Origin of the sequence: Marinobacter sp. ST-43, assembly GCF_030541085.1 — a bacterium.
Taxonomy (GTDB): domain Bacteria; phylum Pseudomonadota; class Gammaproteobacteria; order Pseudomonadales; family Oleiphilaceae; genus Marinobacter; species Marinobacter nauticus.
Genome location: NZ_JASSVO010000013.1, coordinates 70,638 through 86,648, shown reverse-complemented (window position 1 = coordinate 86,648; position 16,011 = coordinate 70,638). Strand labels below are relative to the sequence as shown.

The following is a 16,011-nucleotide window of genomic DNA, read 5'->3' as shown; positions in this document are numbered from 1 at the left end:
GGAGAAAGGTTTATGGTCAACAAGTTACTGGTAACCGGCGGGATTCGCTCCGGTAAGACCGGGCTGGCTGAGCAGAGGGCCAAAGCGGCCGGTAACGACGTGGTTTATGTGGCGACCGCGACGGCAGGCGATGATGAAATGGCACTGCGTATCCAGCGTCACCAGGAACTGCGGCCGGACCACTGGCAACTTGCTGAAGAGTCGCTGCGCCTGGGTCAGGTATTATCAGAGTATGCCAGCGGCCCGGGAGAACCGCCGTTGCTGTTGGTGGACTGTATGAGCCTGTGGCTGAGCAATCTGCTGTTTGCCGACGGCGCCTTGTTCCAGCCCGAACGGGCGGCCTTTCTGGAGGCGGTTGAGGTCTATCCTGGCTCCCTGGTCATTGTGACCAACGAAGTGGGGCTCGGGACCATCGGCATGGATCCGCTGACCCGTCGCTTTGCGGATGAGCTGGGCTGGCTCAATCAGGCCCTGGCCCAGCGTTGTGATGAGGTGGTGATGGCCGTGGCGGGTTTGCCACTTACCCTCAAGGCTGGTGGCTGATCAGGCTGCGAAACACACCGAATTCGGACTGGTCCACCTGTATCCGGCTGCGGCAGGCGTAAGGCACGGCAAAGCCGGTGAATGATCTCTCCAGCGGAATGCCCAATACATTGGCCAGCACCATGCGGATCACGCCTCCGTGGCAGACCACCAAGACCCGTTTGCCGGCAAGTGTTTGCTGCCATCGATCAAAACCGTCAATAGTGCGCTGGTAGAAATCCGTCACAGCTTCACCGCCGGGGGGGAGGAAGTTGATGGGGTCCTGCCAGAAGTGGTTAAGATGATCCCCATAGCGCTCCTGGATCTGCCCAGCGGTCAACCCTTCCCACTCACCGAAGCCAATCTCCCGCAGATCTTTATCGATATGCAGTGGAATTCTGTGTTCCTCGGCCAGTTGCTGGGCAAAACGCTGGCATCGTTGCATGGGTGAACTGACGATAGCATCCCACTGATCACCCTCGGCGATGGCAGCTATCATCTGTTGCCACCCGGTGTCGCTCAAGGGGTCGTCTTTACTGCCCCGGAACATCTGGCCGCCTTCCGGTTCGCCGTGGCGTATCAGGTCGATTACTGTGGTGGTCATAGGGCTATTCTTCCGCTTTGTCACTGACGCCAGCGTCGGTAAAACTGGCCATCCGGTTATGCAGCGCGCAGGCGGCGCGTAACAGGGGAACGGCAACGGCGGCGCCACTGCCTTCGCCCAGGCGCATGCCAAGATCCAGAAGCGGCGAGGCATCAAGTGCCTCCAGCACGGCAGTGTGGCCGGGTTCGGCTGACCGATGCGCAAACAGAAGCCACTCGCGCGCAGCCGGTTGTTGATGCACAGCCACCAGTGCAGCGACTGAGACAATAAAACCGTCCACCAGAACCGGGATCCGGCGCGCGGAGCAGCCCAGGATGGCGCCGGTCAGTGCGGCTATTTCGAAGCCTCCAAGAGAAGCCAGTACCATCAGCGGATCACGGTCGGGACCATGCCGTTGCAACGCGTTTTCAACCACCCTCGCCTTGCGGGCAACGCCCTCGGAGTTCAGCCCGGTGCCCGGGCCAACGAGGGTGGTGGGCTGCTGCCCCAGCAGGGCACAGGCCAGTGCTGCAGCACTGGTGGTGTTGCCTATGCCCATGTCGCCACCAATAAACAGGCGGCAGCCAACGTTTGCAGCACGCCTGGCGGCTTCGTCGCCATTGGAGAGCGCGGATTCAACCTGGTGAGAGGACATGGCTGGCGAATCTGCCATGTTGGCCGTGGAAGGGGCGATAATCTGATGTATGACGCCCGGTAATTCCGGTACTTCGCCAACGGTACCCAGGTTGACCACTTCCAGACTGGCACCGAGTTCCTCGGCCATCACGCTGATGGCGGCGCCGCCGCTGGCAAAATTGGCGATCATCTGGGCGGTGACAGCCTGAGGAAAGGCGGAAACGCCTTCAGCGCAAACGCCGTGATCGCCGGCAAACACCACCATTCGCACCGGATCAACGCTGGGTCTGTCGGTGCCGTGCAGGCCCGCCAGACTGATGGCGAGCTGTTCCAGCTGCCCGAGAGAGCCGGGTGGCTTTGTGAGCACCTGCTGACGCTCGGCGGCAAGCGCTGTGTGCTGAACCGAGGGCCGTGGGGGAGACGTGAGCCAGCTGTCGGGCAGTGCCATGGCGATGGGTCCTTGTGGGCGGAAAACCGAGGATGGTCTAACCGGGAGGCAAGGCTGTCAAGTTTCGTGACCGGTCGGTTAGACTTGCCGGCAATTGAATCAGGGAGACCGGCTTTGGATACGTTTGTGGTTGCAGTGCTGGTGTGCGGTGCGGCGGTTTTGTTGGACTGGTTGATGGGTGAGCCCCGGCGATGGCATCCGCTGGTGGGTTTCGGCTGGTGGGCATCCCTGTTGGAACAACGCCTGAATGGTCAGCAAGCTGTCGCAATACAAAGCCTGTGGCGGGGGGTGCTGGCGACCCTGGTAGCGGTCATGCCAGCCGTCGTGCTGGCAATTTTGCTGCAATTCCTGCTGGAGGGCTGGCTGTGGCTGCTCACTCAGGTGGCCGGTGTCTGGCTTGCCATTTCATTAAGGGGGCTGGCGGAACATGGCCGGGCGGTGTCGACTGCGTTGGCGTGCGGGGATGGTGCCAGGGCCCGGCTCGCGGTTGGGCAAATTGTCAGCCGGGATGCAGCAGCGCTGACCGACGAAGGCGTTGCCGCCGCCGCTTCGGAATCCATGTTGGAAAACGGCGCGGATGCTGTGTTTTCAAGCTTGTTCTGGTACCTGCTCGCAGGCTTGCCCGGGTTGGTTTTGCACCGCCTGGTGAACACGCTGGATGCCATGTGGGGCTACCGGACGCCACGATATCTGTATTTCGGGCGCTGCGCCGCCAGGCTCGATGATGCTATGAACTGGGTGCCTGCCCGGCTAACTGCTTTGACCTATGCGTTGCTGGGCAATACCCGGCTGGCCGTGAAATGCTGGCGTGAACAGTCCAAGGCCTGGGACAGCCCGAACGCCGGCCCGGTGATGGCAGCAGGAGCGGGCGCGCTCGGTGTCACACTGGGCGGCCCGGCGCCGTATTCCGGTGGCGTGAAGCAGCGACCGCTGCTGGGCAGCGGGCAAGGCGCCACGGCGCAAACCGTGGAGGGCGCGATTTCCCTGGTTCAGCGTGGCGTGATGTTGTGGCTGTTGGTGTTGTTGGCCTTGGCCGCAAGTCTGAATGCGTTCTGGTCAGGAGGTATCGGGTGACAGCGTTCGATGGTGCTGATTTGCCGGAGCATGGAGGTCGCCTGAGGGCAGCGGCTCAGCACTGGGGCATTCCTCCGGAACAATGGCTGGATCTCTCCACCGGTATTAACCCTGTGCCCTGGCCGGTTCCGGCAATTCCGGCGGAGGTATGGCAACGGCTGCCGGAGCCGGAAGATGGGCTGGAAGAGATTATCCGTATCTGGGCCGGGGCACCGGAGCGTGCCTGCTGCCTACCCGTAGCGGGTTCCCAAGCGGCGATCATGGCCCTGCCAGCGGTTCGTGCCCGTAAGCATGGTTTCGGTCGGGTGGCCGTGCCCATGCCCGGTTATCGTGAGCATGGTCGTGCCTGGCGGCGAGCGGGTTTCGACGTGGTGGCGATTCCTGAACAGGCGACAATGCAAGCGGAGCTGGCATGGCTGGATTCTGTGGATGTGGTGGTCTGGATACAGCCGAATAATCCGACCGGGCAGCTGATCCCCGTTGAACAGTTGCTGGTTTGGCGGGAACGTCTGCGAGCGCGGCAAGGTTGGCTAATAGTTGATGAGGCCTTTTTGCCGGCTTGTGACCAACAGAGCCTGATAGCTGCGGGGGCCCTGAAAGGAGTGATCGTCCTCAAGTCCATGGGCAAGTTCTTCGGTCTTGCGGGGCTTCGTGCAGGCGCTGTGATAGCTGAGGCAGAGACAGGCAGAGCTTTGAGATCTGAGCTGGGCCCCTGGCCCGTGAGCGGACCAGCGCGCTATATGATGGCGGAAATGCTTCAGGATAGAGCCTGGCAGCAGCAGACAAGGGATCTGCTTGAACACCAGAGCCAACGATTGGGGGAGCTGTTGTCTGAGTCAGGGCTTGGTCTCAGTGACGGCACGATTCTGTTCCGTTATCTGAGACACGCCTGGGCTAAGGACTTTCACCGCGAACTGGCGCAGAAGGGTATTCTGGTGAGGTTGTTCGAGAATCCCCTTGCAATCAGAGTCGGACTTCCGGGCACTGAGCAGGAATGGCAAAGACTGGAACAGGCGTTAGAGCGCCTGGTCGGGCACTGGGCGGGCGGCCACCAAAGCCGCCCGCTGTCGAGGTCAAGGATTGGCGACCACCGTGCCGAAGCTGATCGCGATGGGTAGCAGCGAGGTTTCAATGAAATCGGCCTGACTGTTGTCGGAAGGGTCGATGACCCGCACGCCCGGATTCGACAGAGTGGCATCTGCCAACCACAGGCGGCCTTCAGGACTCAGTTCGATATCTCGGAAGTCCATTCCGGTCAGATTGTTGACCGTAGCCAGGGAGGTTGCGCCCTCGGACGGATTGAAGGACTGTAGTGAGATGCTCTGCCAGCCTGCGTAGTTCAGGATGTATCCTTCAGTCGGGCTGATGATGACGGCATCATTGATCTGAGTTTCTATGTCGGCATCTGGAATCATTGAAGAAACCTGATAGGTCTCAGGATCAATGATATCCAGGCTTGTGCCGTTGAAGGGCGCGGAAAAGCCTCCCAGATTTGTAACGACCAGCCCTATGCCATCAACGTGCTGGATGTTGGAAGGGTTCCGGCCAATGAGAGGGATGCCTTTCATTGTGTCGGTAGCACTGGCATTGGTCTCGATTTCTGTGTCCGTTGTGGTATCAAAAACCGCAACGTATCCGTCATTGGTGGGGCTGTAATTGCTATCGAGCCGTTGCATGGTGATAAACAGTTTGCCGTTGACGACAGCACCCGCTGACATCTGAACTACATCGCCCTGACTGTCTGCGGGTACATAGACGCTCAGATCCAGGGTTTTGCCGGTGAAAAAGTCCTCAGCCCTGTTGGCGGAAGGGTTTACAACCCATGCCTCGTTTTTTCCGTAGCGGAGCAGGTACGCTTTGGCTTCATTGGCAAAGACGATCTGGTACGGGTTGGCGCTGCCCTGATCACCGGCTTCCAAAGTGCTGGCTTCCCAGACTTCTTTCCCGGGGTTTTCAATGTCGACCTTCAATACCTGATCGCCAAAGAACTTTCTGATCAGGTAATAGTGCTGACCATAGCCATTCACTGTGATGTCCGAAATGCCGCTGAAGTAACCGCCCGAAGCTTCCATTCCGGTTTCTTGTATCGATACCAGTTCTACCTCACCCGAGGTGTAGTCATCGGCCGCCGTGGCCACGACACCAAAGTTCTCGGTAATCACCGGATCCTTTGTTGAAGATGAGGAATCGCCGCCACAGCCGGTCAGTCCGATGGTCAGTGCAAGCGCAGCAAGGGTGCCTTGGCGCAGTGAAAATAGCTCCGTGTGGTTCATGGTATAACCCTTGTAATGGTTAGAGGGAATGCTTGATGTTGATAAACCAGCCGCGTCCGGGGCCAGGGAACCGATTGAAATCCTGGTAGATTTCGTCGGTGATGTTGCGAACTTCCAGTCGTGCCTCAGTCATGCTCTTGTCCGGCCAGATCCGTTGCCATTGCACCGTTGCGTTAAGCGTCTCTCTGGCATCAGCCTCCAGGATATTGGCGGAGTCATAATAGAGTTCATCGTCCACCTGATAGGACAGGTCGATCTGGAATGGCCTGAAACGCCAGCGGGTACCGGCAAGAAACGATTCGTGATAAATACCCGGCAACCGCTTTTCGAAACGCGTGCGCACTGACTTGTCGGTATTTTCCGACTCCTGTACCGTGGCATTGCCGTAGAGGGACCAGGCGGGGGTGATGGAGAAAACCGCATCCAGCTCCACGCCATAAACCTCGGCTTCCAGGTTGCGATAACGGCCGACGCCGCGCGCATCGTAGGTTGCGATCACCGCAGGGTCGAGCACCCGGAAATACCCCGTGGCTTCGGCATGCCCCCAGCCCTGGTCTGTGCGCAGTGTCAGGTCGTAGTTCATCGATTCTTCCGGCTGCAGGTCCGGGTTGCCGATAAACAGCCCCTGCTGACCGTATAGCTCTTGAAGGGTAGGAACGCGCACGTTGTTTGCAATGTTGCCAGAGAGTGTCCAGTTGTTATCAACCAGATGGGTCAGGCCGAGCTGCCAACTGGTGTAATTGTCTCGGGAACGGGTAGCCTGGGTGGTTCCGTCTCCAAGTGATTCGTCTGATTCATCCCGAACGTGTACCTGACGAATGGCGGCCTGGGTTTTCCAGCGGTTATCGCGACTCTGCCAGGCGTGTGAGAGTGACCCGGTAGCCTGGAAGCGTTCCCGCTCATCCCGAGGATCTGGGTCTTGTCTGTCGTCTTGCTGGTAGTCATAGCGGGTGGTATCAACGCTCAGCGTGATGGTGTGGTTGCCGAGTAAAGCGGATAGGGTATTCACCAGCCCAAGCTGTTGTGTGTCGGTTTTTACATCGGAGACTCCGAGACCTACCCGGCCGCTGGTATTGTCGTAGTGTTCGGTGATATCGCCGACAATCAGGCGATGGCTGGAGTGCAGCTTGCCCTGTAACCATCCACGTTCCTGACCCTGAAGTTGTAGGCGAAAAGTTTCGTTCGCCAGAGACGCATCGTTGTCCCGCCAGTTCTGGATGGTTGGCACACCCTGCTCATAATGGGTGTATTGGAACAGAGCGTCGACCTGGGCTGTCCGGCTGATCTCCCAGCCAAGTTTCGTGCTGACAGCATCCTGTTGATAATCCGCATTGCGCCGCTTGGTGTTATCACCATCATTCGGATTGAACCAGTCACTGAGGTTGGGGTATTCAAAGTCGTTATTGCTGGTTTGTCGATCAAGCGACACCCAATAGTAAAAATCGTCGTGGCTGCCGCTGTTGAAGAGGCCGGTTCGGTAAGTATCAAAGGAACCAGCGCCGACATTGATGCTGGTGGCATCCTCGATGTCTTTGCCAAGACTTTCCAGTACCACCACACCACCGATGCCCGCCTGAGGCAGCTGTGCCGGGGCTCCACTGGGGTACACCTGAATACGGCTGACATCAGTTAACGACAGTTTGCCGAGGTCAACACCGCCGGTGACCGGATCGTTCAGTAGCATACCGTCCAGAACAACCTGTACCTGCCGCGAGGTCGATCCTCGAATGGACACTGACGAGGCGCTTCCCAGTCCGCCGCTTTGTCGGATCTGGACGCCGGCCTGATCGCTAATAACGTCAGCGACTGAAGCGGTCCGGTTTTCGATGCTGGACCGATCCAGAACGCGCACGGGGCCTGTCGCCTGGCTGGGGTCTACATCGCTGGCGGCGTTGATGGGAGTGGCTTCCACCACGATAAAAGGAAGTGTATCTTCTGCGATGACATTGGTGGCCATCAGCGAAAAAATGGAGATAACGATTTTCTTCATCAGGGAGATGGGCACCGGCTGTATTTCTCTGCGTCTGCAACCAGCATTGTTGCGGTTTCTGGTTGCCTGAACAGCTACCAAAAGAGAAGAGGCATATACGCCTGCTCCGTGTTCTGACCCTCCGTCAAAAGCACTGATAGCCGGTAGCAGGCCGGTCTCCGGGCTTGCGGCTGGCATTCTTGCCAGAGTAGGATGCCTTCCCACAGCGTTTTGCTGCAGTGGCTGGCTCAGGGCCATTCCTCTCGTACCGCATACCGTTGCGGGGGCAGCGTCGGAATTTCACCGAACTTCCCAGTTTCACCCATCGCTCAGTCGAACAGTTGTCGCGCTTGAGGTGGGCACCTGCTACGGATAAAAAATTTGAGTGAGAGTTTACGGTGTGGCCAAGAGGTCGTCAATAAATGACAAATAGTTCAGAGTTAGCCAACGCTCAGGAGGTCTCATGATAGTCATTCGGGTTTTCGTGCTTTTCCTGATGCTCTCCAGCCATGTGGTGGCTGATGTCTGTGCCACGGACGATAACGGAGTGGAGCTTTGTTTGCCCGGGCCTGCCCAGCGCATCGTGACACTATCCCCCGGGGCGACGGAGCTGGCGTTTGCCGCCGGTGCTGGTGAGCAGGTTATCGCTGTTGTTGATTACAGCGATTATCCCCCGGAGGCTGAAATGTTGCCCAATGTCGGGAGCCATACCCGGATTGACCTGGAGGCATTGGTCGCTCTTAAGCCGGATCTGGTGGTTACCTGGGTGTCTGGTAATCCGGTTGAGCAGGTCGCTATGCTCAATCAGCTTGGCATGGCCACTTTTGCGATTGAGCCACGAACGTTTGAAGGTGTGTCCTCGGTGCTGGAGAGGCTGGCGTTGCTCGCGGGTACAGAGTCTGAGGGTTATGCTGAGGCGGCCCGGTTTCGACAGGGAATTGCCGCATTGGCCAAGCAATATCGGGGGCGTGAACCCGTTCGTGTGTTTTATCAAGTGTGGGATCAGCCTTTGATGACGATCAATGATGAGCATCTGATCGGAAAGGTGATTTCTTTGTGCGGTGGCCAGAATATTTTTGGCGAGATGGCTCGCCTGGTGCCGCGTATCGGGCCGGAAGATGTTCTGGCCGGTGACCCCGAAGCCATCCTGTCGGGCGGCACCGATGAAGACGGCAACAGTTATACAAGCCTTGAGCGCTGGAGGGAGTTTGGCGCGATGGCGGCGGTAGCGGCGGATAATTTGTTTATCATTCCGGCCTCGCCCATTTCACGCCCCACGCCGCGTTTGCTGGATGGAGCGCGCACGGTTTGCGAGAAACTGGATATGGCGCGTGCTCGGTTGTAATAACACAAGGATCCGCTTGAGGGACCGGGAATGATGCGAGCGCTGACAATACTGACGGTTATTGCGGCACTGGCTTGTGCGCTTTCCCTCGCCGTCGGCAGTGTAACTATCCCGCCCGGTGATCTGTGGCAGGTTGTTCTCGGGCAGGGTGATACGCTGGATCGAACCCTTCTGATTGATCTTCGTTTACCCAGGACGCTCTCGGCGTTTGCTGCTGGTGGTTTGCTGGCGATCGCCGGGGCATTGATGCAGGTATTGTTGCGAAATCCGCTGGCCGATCCCTATGTTCTGGGGCTGTCCGGTGGTGCTGCCACCGGTGCGCTGCTGGCCATGCTTGCGGGGGCTGGCATGGTTTTGGTGTCTGGCGCCGCCTTTGCTGGCGCCCTGTTTGCGACTTTGCTGGTGTTTGGGCTGGCCCACGGTACCGGCAGCTGGACCCCATCGCGATTGCTGCTTACCGGGGTGGTGACCGCCGCTGGTTGGGGAGCGGCCATTACCCTGATGCTTGCCATCACCCCCGCTCATCAGTTGCCGGGTATGCTGTACTGGCTGATGGGCGATGTGTCTTATGCACGTCTGCCCTGGCCCTCCATCGTGGTGCTGATGCTTGCGGTTATTGCCTTGCTGCCACTGGCTCGTAGCTTGAATGTACTGGCGAGGGGACCATTGCAGGCTGCGGCTCTGGGGGTGTCTGTTCGCCCTTTGGAATGGAGTATCTACCTGTTGGCCAGCCTGCTGACCGCAACGGCGGTCACCTCGGTGGGCAGCATCGGGTTTGTTGGCCTGATTGTGCCCCATATGCTGCGTCTCGTGCTGGGGAATGATCAGCGGGTTATCTTGCCGGCCAGTGCTCTGGCAGGCGGCACCTTGCTGGTTCTGGCTGATACTCTGGCCCGGACTGTGATTGCACCCGAGCAACTACCGGTGGGTGTGATTACCGCCTTGCTAGGCGTACCCACTTTCCTTTATCTGCTTCATCGGAGCCGATGATGACGATTCTCTCTGCTCGCGAGCTGATCATCGATATTCCCGGGCGCTCGAACGGTGCGAAGCTGAACCTGGACGTGGCTCCTGGACAGATCTGGGGGGTTCTGGGGCCGAACGGAGCGGGGAAAACCACGTTATTGCATACCCTGGCAGGACTGAAAGCACCCCGGTGTGGCGAAGTATGGCTTGATGATGTTGAGTTGGCTGCCATACCCCGGCGTGAACTGGCCCGGAAGCTGGGGTTGGTATTTCAGGAGCGACAAGACAGCTTTCCTGCCACGGTACTCGAAACCGCATTGATTGGTCGCCATCCTTGGTTGTCAGTTTGGCAAAGTGAACAGGCCGAGGATATCCGTCGGGCAGAAGCCGCGCTTGACGCCCTGGACGTTGGTGAGCTTGGGGAGCGTTTGCTGAATACCTTGTCCGGCGGTGAACGACAGCGCGTTGCGATCGCCACATTGATGACTCAGGATCCTGCTGTATGGCTGCTTGATGAACCGACCAACCATCTGGATTTGCATCATCAGGTCCAGGTGATGCGGCTATTGAGTGTCTGTGCCCAGCGCGACAAGAGCATCTTCATGTGCCTGCACGACCTGAATCTGGCCGCTCGATGGTGCACTCATGTTTTATTGCTGTACCCGGACGGCCAAGCCTGTTGGGGGCCGACAGAGCTGATGCTGGTGCGCGACGCACTGGAAGGCCTTTATGACCAGAAACTGATTGAGCTGAATAAAGATGACATTCGCCTGTTTGCTCCGGCGAACGACTGAAGGAGATCCTGTGAAAGAGCGCGCCAAAGACCCCGAACGCCATGCCAGGCGCATGGCCGCCAAACAGAAAATCATGCAAGAGCGCATTGCCAGTGCCCAGAAAGAACAGGGCGTGTTGCTGGTGCTCACCGGCCCTGGCAAAGGTAAGAGCAGTTCCGGCTTCGGCATGGTCGCCCGGGCCCTGGGCCATGGAATGAAAGTGGGCATCGTCCAGTTTATCAAGGGCGCTTTCAGCACCGGCGAGGAAGCGTTCTTCCGGAGCCTGCCGAACGTGACCTACCACGTGATGGGCCAGGGCTATACCTGGGACACCCAGAACCGGGAACAGGATGTGAAGAGCGCAACCGATGCCTGGGAAGTCGCAGCTGACATGCTCAAAGACGACAGCTATGACCTGATTCTGCTGGACGAACTGAATATCGCGCTGAAGTACGACTACATCGATCTGGACCGGGTGCTGGACGACCTGCAGGCCCGTCCGGAAATGCAGCATGTGGTGGTCACCGGGCGCGGGGCTCCGCAGGAACTGATTGATCTGGCTGATACGGTCACCGAGATGGGTGTGGTCAAGCACGCCTTCAAGGATCAGGGTATCAAGGCCCAGAAGGGCGTGGAGCTGTAAATGCCCACCCTGATGGTGCAGGGCACCACCTCGGATGCTGGCAAGACCACGGTGGTGGCGGCCCTGTGCCGCTGGCTGGCGCGTCAGGGGGTGTCGGTGGCACCGTTCAAACCCCAGAACATGGCCCTGAACAGTGCGGTCACCGTGGATGGTGGCGAAATTGGCCGCTCCACGGCGTTGCAGGCACTGGCCTGCGGCCTGGAGCCCCACAGTGACATGAACCCGGTGTTGCTGAAGCCCCAGAGCGATTGCGGGGCCCAGGTGATCTTGCGGGGCAAGGTCCATGGCAATATGGATGCCCTGGATTACCACGCCTACAAGGCGCAGGCGATGGCCTCGGTGATGGCCAGCTGGAAGGCATTGAGTGCCCGTTACGACGTGATCATTGCCGAAGGCGCCGGCAGCCCCGCGGAAATCAACCTGCGGGCCAACGACATTGCCAACATGGGTTTTGCCGAAGCTGCTGATTGTCCGGTGTTGCTGGTAGGGGATATCGACAAGGGCGGGGTTTTCGCCCAGCTGGTGGGTACGCTGGCGTTGATTTCCGACAGTGAGCGGGACAGGACGGCGGGTTTTATCATCAACCGGTTCCGGGGCGATATTGCGCTGTTGGAGCCCGGGCTGGACTGGCTGACGGAACACACGGGCAAGCCGGTGTTCGGGGTTTTGCCATACCTGCACGGGTTGGTGATCGACTCCGAAGACAGCGTCAGTGCCGCCGGCATCAGTGAGGCCGGAGCCCTGAAAGTGGTCGTGCCGGTATTTCCGCGGATCAGCAACCACAATGATTTTGATCCGTTGCGACTCCACCCGGGCGTTGACCTGGTGTTCGTGGGGACGGATGAACCCATTCCGCCAGCGGATCTGATTATCTTGCCCGGCAGCAAAAGCGCCCGGCACGACCTGCAGTGGCTGAAGCAACAAGGCTGGCCGAAGGCCATCCAGAAACACCTGCGGTATGGCGGCAAGCTACTGGGTATCTGTGGCGGCTTCCAGATGCTGGGGCTAAAAGTGGAAGACCCGGAAGGGCTGGAGGGTGAAGCCGGCACTACCGAGGGCCTGGCACTGTTCGAAATGGTTACCCGTATGGTGCCGGGCAAGCAGCTCCGAATGGTAAATGGCGGGCTGACCTCTCATGTTGCCAGCACGGCGGTGACAGGCGCTCTGAAAGGCTATGAAATGCACAACGGTGTCACCGAAGGCGCCGCGCTGGTGCGCCCATTTGCAGAGCTGGAAGGCAGGCCGGATGGCGCCGTCAGTGCGGATGGCCAGGTGGCGGGTACCTATATCCACGGCGTCTTCGACGAGCCAGCCGCCTGCCATGCCATTCTGGCCTGGGCAGGCCTTAAAGCACAGGGCGAGCAGTCGGTGGACTACCAGCGTCACCGTCTGCAGCAACTTGATCGCCTGGCCGATCAGGTGGAGCAGTGCCTGGACACAGACCGGTTAAGGAGGCTGTTGCAGTTGTGAGTAACCCGAATGATCCCTTCACCGATGCCCAGCGCGAAGGCCTGTACCGGGCCATCTTCGAGCGCCGGGATGTGCGCTCCCAGTTCCTGCCGGATGCCATTCCGGAGGAGGTTCTGGCGCGCATCCTGAGAGCTGCCCACCACGCCCCGTCGGTCGGCTTCATGCAGCCCTGGGATTTTATCGTGATCGACAGCCTGGCGGTGCGCGAGCAGGTGCTGGACAGTTTTAACAATGAAAACGCAAAGGCCTCGGAAAACTACACCGGCGAGCGCCAGCAAACCTATCGGAGCCTGAAGCTGCAGGGCATTCTGGAAAGCCCCATCAACCTCTGCATCACCTGTGATCGATCCCGCGGCGGCCCCAATGTCCTGGGGCGTAATTCCATTATGGAAATGGATCTGTTCAGCACCTGCCTGGCGGTGCAGAATCTCTGGCTGGCGGCACGGGCCGAGGGCATTGGCGTGGGCTGGGTGAGCATCCTGGATCAGGATGTACTGTCGAATATCCTGCAGTTACCGGATCATGTATACCCACTGGCCTATCTCTGCCTGGGCTATGTCAGTGAATTCCTGGAGCAACCGGAATTACAGTCCAAAGGCTGGCGTTCCCGGCTGCCGCTGGAAGATCTGGTACATGGTAATACCTGGGGTGGCGCCCTTGATCAGGAGTCCCTGCTGGCCCGGTTAAAGCAGGTCTGACATCGCGGTAGACGTCAGTTTCCTATTGGCGGCAGATCCCTCACCAGTGATTGCAGCTCGCGAGTGATCGCAATCAGCTCCTTCAGCAATTGGGGGTTCACGTCCATGTGGCCCTCGTATTCGGCCAGATTGCGGGCCGAATGACACTTGTCCAATATGCGCCATTTGGCATTGGGTAAGCCAATGGTGTGTTGCAGGCACTGGAAGACAATATAACGGCTTTCGGAACGATACCCGTGCCATCTCAGGGCGGCGAGCGATAATGCGTGGGCGGCGCCATAAGCCAGAGAGAACTGGCTGTCCTCAGACAATCCCTCAATGCAGGCGTCCCGGAGCTTGGTGTCGGCAGCCTTGAGCATGCCTTCGAACTCCCGGGCATCAGGTGGTTCTGCCTTGAGTCGTCGGATCCTGACCAGATTATCGAGTGCTTCCATGCAATGTGTCCTGTCTCAGTGGCTGAAGCGGAGGTCGAGGCGGGCTTGGTCCAGCACCCGGGTGACAAAACTCTGATTGTCTTTGATACGCTGCTCGAACTCGGCGGGAGAGTATAACGTGGGATTGATGGTTCGTTGTAATTGTTGTTCGGCGGGGGCCAGCAGTTCCATAACCTCGCTGTAACTGAGATCGTGGCCGATCAGCATGACATCGACATCGCTGCCCGCATGGGCATCCCCTTTTGCCACGGACCCGTAGATAAAGGCCTGTTCGAGAGTATCCGCCAGTGGCGCCAGGGCATTCCGGAGCACATCGGAAATACCAAAGGTTTTCTGGACGATGTGTTTCAGCTCATTGAAGATCGGGTTGTCCGGGTTGGCCTGGTAGTGGTTCTGGTTGCCTTGGCGGGTCATGACGACCAGACCGGAATCGGTCAGTTTGGCCAGCTCCCGGACAACGGTGCCGCGCCCTATATTTGCCAGCCGTACCAGTTCATTCAGGTACAGGCTCTGGTCTGGATGGCCGTAGATAAGCGATAGCAGGCGCTGTTGGGTTTTGGTAAACAGTGCGTCACCGATACTGGTTCCGGGCATGGTCAGGTTGCATCTCATGAGTCTCAATATGGGTACTTTAGTACCTGATTTGGGTATTTTCAATCCCATATTGGGCTCTTTAAGTCCCAATTTGGGGATCTCTGTGGAGGGTCTATGAAGTTTTCTGTGTTTTACCAGCAGGCCTTGGCCCGGAAGGGTGGCGAGCAGGCCCTGAAATCCCTGTTGCCTCCGGTCACCGAAAAACATCGTCTGGCGGAGATCGGCGACGACCGTTACCTGTCCGAGATCACCCGATGCATTTTCAAGGCTGGTTTTGTCTGGCGGGTAATCGAGAACAAGTGGCCGGATTTTGAGGCGGCCTTCGAAGGGTTTGTGCCCGCCTACTGGCAGCAGGTGCCGCCAGAAGTGCTCGAGCAGCTGGCTACAGACGAGCGTATCGTTCGCAACATGCAGAAGATCCGGACCGTGCCGGAAAATGCCCGGATGATCATGGATGTGGCGAAAGACCATGGCAGCTTTGGTCAGTTTCTGGCCCAGTGGCCGTCGACCGATCAGGTGGGGCTGCTGCTCTACCTGAAGCGTAACGGTGAGCGTCTGGGGGGGAACTCAGCCCAGTACTTCCTGCGCCGGGTGGGTTGGGATGGTTTTATCCTGTCCCACGATGTGGTTACCGCTCTGACCCGGGCCGGAATACTGGATGCCTCACCGGCCAGCAAGAAAGGCATGAGCCAGGCCCAGGAGGCGTTCAACCGTTGGCACGAAGAGACGGAAATGCCCATCAGCCACCTGTCCCGGATAGTGTCCTTCACGGTGGATAACTGACGATGCCCCCACGTTAGAGAAACAGCAACAGCGCCAGTTCACTGAACACGACAGCTGCGCCCAGGGTGTCGCCGGTGTAGCCGCCAAGCTGGCTACGAAGATAGCTGCCCCAGAACACAGCAACCAGCAGGACGGCCGTTATGGCTGCGGGAATCAGTAACGGCTGCCAGAGTGATAATCCGGCTGCCAGCAACAACACAAACCCCGCGGCCGCCAGCAAACGGCTGCGGGAGAAACCGTCTGCCACCGGCTTGGATTTACTCTTGTCGGGGTCAGTGACGTACGGCAGGCAGGCCATCAATATCAGTGGTGTCAGCCGGGAAACCGCAGGTGCCACCAGCAACGCAATCCAGATCAATTCAGCCTCAGCCAGCAGAGCTACTTTCAGCAGCAAGGCCATCACCAGTGCCACCGTGCCATAGGTTCCGATCCGGCTGTCTTTCATGATCTCCAGTCGTTTTTCCACGGTATAGCCGCCGCCGAGAGCATCCACACTGTCGGCCAGGCCATCTTCGTGGAAGGCCCCGGTGATAAACAGGTGCAGAATAACCACCAGGATAATGGCCGCCAGCGGGCTGGCCACCAGTGAGAACAGAAAATAGGCGGCGCAATAGCCAAGGCCGAGCAGAAGGCCCACCAGGGGAAAATAGACGCTGCTCTGGTTCATCAGGCGCTGGGAGTAATCAATCCGGACGAGCATGGGGATACGAGTCAGGAATCCCAGTGCCAGCCAGAAAGCCTGCCATTCTTGTGCAATCCGCGAGCGAGGGAGCAAGGGCGCCTCCTTGAGAATTCAAAAG

Annotated in this window: 17 protein-coding genes and 1 riboswitch; of the genes, 10 read left to right on the top strand and 7 right to left on the bottom strand. The window is 58.7% G+C overall.

Translation table 11 applies throughout. From position 1 onward, the window contains the following. Nucleotides 1–12: 12 nt before the first annotated feature. Complete coding sequence (gene cobU, locus QPL98_RS14680; RefSeq protein ID WP_199453548.1) at nucleotides 13–543, top strand: bifunctional adenosylcobinamide kinase/adenosylcobinamide-phosphate guanylyltransferase; 531 nt, start codon at nucleotides 13–15, stop codon at nucleotides 541–543. Here the strand turns inward: cobU and QPL98_RS14675 are convergent. After that, the gene (locus QPL98_RS14675) at nucleotides 527–1,126 is read right to left on the bottom strand and encodes a histidine phosphatase family protein (RefSeq protein ID WP_199453550.1); all 600 of its coding nucleotides are present in this window, start codon (nucleotides 1,124–1,126) and stop codon (nucleotides 527–529) included. The genes cobU and QPL98_RS14675 overlap by 17 nt on opposite strands. Nucleotides 1,127–1,130: 4 nt before the next feature. Beyond that, entirely contained in the window at nucleotides 1,131–2,189 is a 1,059-nt protein-coding gene (cobT, locus tag QPL98_RS14670) for a nicotinate-nucleotide--dimethylbenzimidazole phosphoribosyltransferase (RefSeq protein ID WP_303293516.1), read from the bottom strand. Between the two features lie 126 nt (nucleotides 2,190–2,315). On the opposite strand from cobT, the gene cbiB reads away from it, so the two are divergent. Both cbiB and cobD read left to right on the top strand, forming a co-directional pair. Then, a complete protein-coding gene (gene cbiB, locus QPL98_RS14665) occupies nucleotides 2,316–3,263 on the top strand; it encodes an adenosylcobinamide-phosphate synthase CbiB (protein ID WP_303293519.1) in 948 nt (315 codons plus the stop codon). After that, on the top strand, nucleotides 3,260–4,381 hold the full coding sequence (gene cobD, locus QPL98_RS14660; protein ID WP_303293515.1) for a threonine-phosphate decarboxylase CobD: 1,122 nt from the start codon (nucleotides 3,260–3,262) through the stop codon (nucleotides 4,379–4,381). The genes cbiB and cobD overlap by 4 nt, the downstream gene beginning before the upstream one ends. Here cobD and QPL98_RS14655 read toward each other — a convergent pair. After that, nucleotides 4,337–5,536: a hypothetical protein gene (locus tag QPL98_RS14655; protein ID WP_303293514.1), complete on the bottom strand. Its 1,200-nt coding sequence runs from the start codon at nucleotides 5,534–5,536 to the stop codon at nucleotides 4,337–4,339. The genes cobD and QPL98_RS14655 overlap by 45 nt on opposite strands. Before the next feature lie 19 nt (nucleotides 5,537–5,555). Continuing rightward, complete coding sequence (locus QPL98_RS14650) at nucleotides 5,556–7,541, bottom strand: TonB-dependent receptor (RefSeq protein WP_303293513.1); 1,986 nt, start codon at nucleotides 7,539–7,541, stop codon at nucleotides 5,556–5,558. 116 nt (nucleotides 7,542–7,657) lie between these two features. After that, nucleotides 7,658–7,887: riboswitch (cobalamin riboswitch) on the bottom strand. 81 nt (nucleotides 7,888–7,968) lie between these two features. Between QPL98_RS14650 and QPL98_RS14645 the strand changes: the two genes are divergently transcribed. From QPL98_RS14645 to bluB, 6 genes are read left to right on the top strand one after another with little or no spacing between them, the layout of a single operon-like run. Beyond that, on the top strand, nucleotides 7,969–8,850 hold the full coding sequence (locus QPL98_RS14645; protein ID WP_286714147.1) for a cobalamin-binding protein: 882 nt from the start codon (nucleotides 7,969–7,971) through the stop codon (nucleotides 8,848–8,850). Between the two features lie 30 nt (nucleotides 8,851–8,880). Continuing rightward, nucleotides 8,881–9,840: an iron ABC transporter permease gene (locus QPL98_RS14640; RefSeq protein WP_094624422.1), complete on the top strand. Its 960-nt coding sequence runs from the start codon at nucleotides 8,881–8,883 to the stop codon at nucleotides 9,838–9,840. Next, complete coding sequence (locus tag QPL98_RS14635; protein WP_286714146.1) at nucleotides 9,840–10,610, top strand: ABC transporter ATP-binding protein; 771 nt, start codon at nucleotides 9,840–9,842, stop codon at nucleotides 10,608–10,610. The genes QPL98_RS14640 and QPL98_RS14635 overlap by 1 nt, the downstream gene beginning before the upstream one ends. A 10-nt stretch (nucleotides 10,611–10,620) precedes the next feature. Continuing rightward, a complete protein-coding gene (cobO, locus tag QPL98_RS14630) occupies nucleotides 10,621–11,232 on the top strand; it encodes a cob(I)yrinic acid a,c-diamide adenosyltransferase (protein ID WP_303293512.1) in 612 nt (203 codons plus the stop codon). Continuing rightward, a complete protein-coding gene (locus QPL98_RS14625) occupies nucleotides 11,233–12,702 on the top strand; it encodes a cobyric acid synthase (RefSeq protein ID WP_303293511.1) in 1,470 nt (489 codons plus the stop codon). Continuing rightward, entirely contained in the window at nucleotides 12,699–13,400 is a 702-nt protein-coding gene (bluB, locus tag QPL98_RS14620; protein WP_303293510.1) for a 5,6-dimethylbenzimidazole synthase, read from the top strand. The genes QPL98_RS14625 and bluB overlap by 4 nt, the downstream gene beginning before the upstream one ends. Before the next feature lie 14 nt (nucleotides 13,401–13,414). Here the strand turns inward: bluB and QPL98_RS14615 are convergent, their stop codons facing one another. Beyond that, on the bottom strand, nucleotides 13,415–13,834 hold the full coding sequence (locus QPL98_RS14615; RefSeq protein WP_303293509.1) for a hypothetical protein: 420 nt from the start codon (nucleotides 13,832–13,834) through the stop codon (nucleotides 13,415–13,417). 15 nt (nucleotides 13,835–13,849) lie between these two features. Further along, complete coding sequence (locus QPL98_RS14610; RefSeq protein ID WP_368389061.1) at nucleotides 13,850–14,446, bottom strand: nucleotidyltransferase domain-containing protein; 597 nt, start codon at nucleotides 14,444–14,446, stop codon at nucleotides 13,850–13,852. A gap of 96 nt (nucleotides 14,447–14,542) precedes the next feature. Between QPL98_RS14610 and QPL98_RS14605 the strand changes: the two genes are divergently transcribed. Next, complete coding sequence (locus tag QPL98_RS14605) at nucleotides 14,543–15,211, top strand: DNA-3-methyladenine glycosylase I (protein ID WP_041654455.1); 669 nt, start codon at nucleotides 14,543–14,545, stop codon at nucleotides 15,209–15,211. Nucleotides 15,212–15,224: 13 nt separating this feature from the next. Here QPL98_RS14605 and cobS read toward each other — a convergent pair whose 3' ends face one another. Further along, nucleotides 15,225–15,986: an adenosylcobinamide-GDP ribazoletransferase gene (gene cobS / locus QPL98_RS14600; RefSeq protein WP_303293508.1), complete on the bottom strand. Its 762-nt coding sequence runs from the start codon at nucleotides 15,984–15,986 to the stop codon at nucleotides 15,225–15,227. Nucleotides 15,987–16,011 lie beyond the last annotated feature (25 nt).

Bases quoted from the DNA above. Each gene is read 5' to 3' on its own strand.
- QPL98_RS14645 (WP_286714147.1), top strand. From the start codon at position 7,969: ATGATAGTCATTCGGGTTTTCGTGCTTTTCCTGATGCTCTCCAGCCAT.
- QPL98_RS14615 (WP_303293509.1), bottom strand. From the start codon at position 13,834: ATGGAAGCACTCGATAATCTGGTCAGGATCCGACGACTCAAGGCAGAA.
- QPL98_RS14635 (WP_286714146.1), top strand. From the start codon at position 9,840: ATGACGATTCTCTCTGCTCGCGAGCTGATCATCGATATTCCCGGGCGC.
- QPL98_RS14625 (WP_303293511.1), top strand. From the start codon at position 11,233: ATGCCCACCCTGATGGTGCAGGGCACCACCTCGGATGCTGGCAAGACC.
- QPL98_RS14640 (WP_094624422.1), top strand. From the start codon at position 8,881: ATGATGCGAGCGCTGACAATACTGACGGTTATTGCGGCACTGGCTTGT.
- QPL98_RS14605 (WP_041654455.1), top strand. From the start codon at position 14,543: ATGAAGTTTTCTGTGTTTTACCAGCAGGCCTTGGCCCGGAAGGGTGGC.
- cobU (WP_199453548.1), top strand. From the start codon at position 13: ATGGTCAACAAGTTACTGGTAACCGGCGGGATTCGCTCCGGTAAGACC.
- QPL98_RS14655 (WP_303293514.1), bottom strand. From the start codon at position 5,536: ATGAACCACACGGAGCTATTTTCACTGCGCCAAGGCACCCTTGCTGCG.
- QPL98_RS14610 (WP_368389061.1), bottom strand. From the start codon at position 14,446: ATGAGATGCAACCTGACCATGCCCGGAACCAGTATCGGTGACGCACTG.
- QPL98_RS14675 (WP_199453550.1), bottom strand. From the start codon at position 1,126: ATGACCACCACAGTAATCGACCTGATACGCCACGGCGAACCGGAAGGC.
- cobT (WP_303293516.1), bottom strand. From the start codon at position 2,189: ATGGCACTGCCCGACAGCTGGCTCACGTCTCCCCCACGGCCCTCGGTT.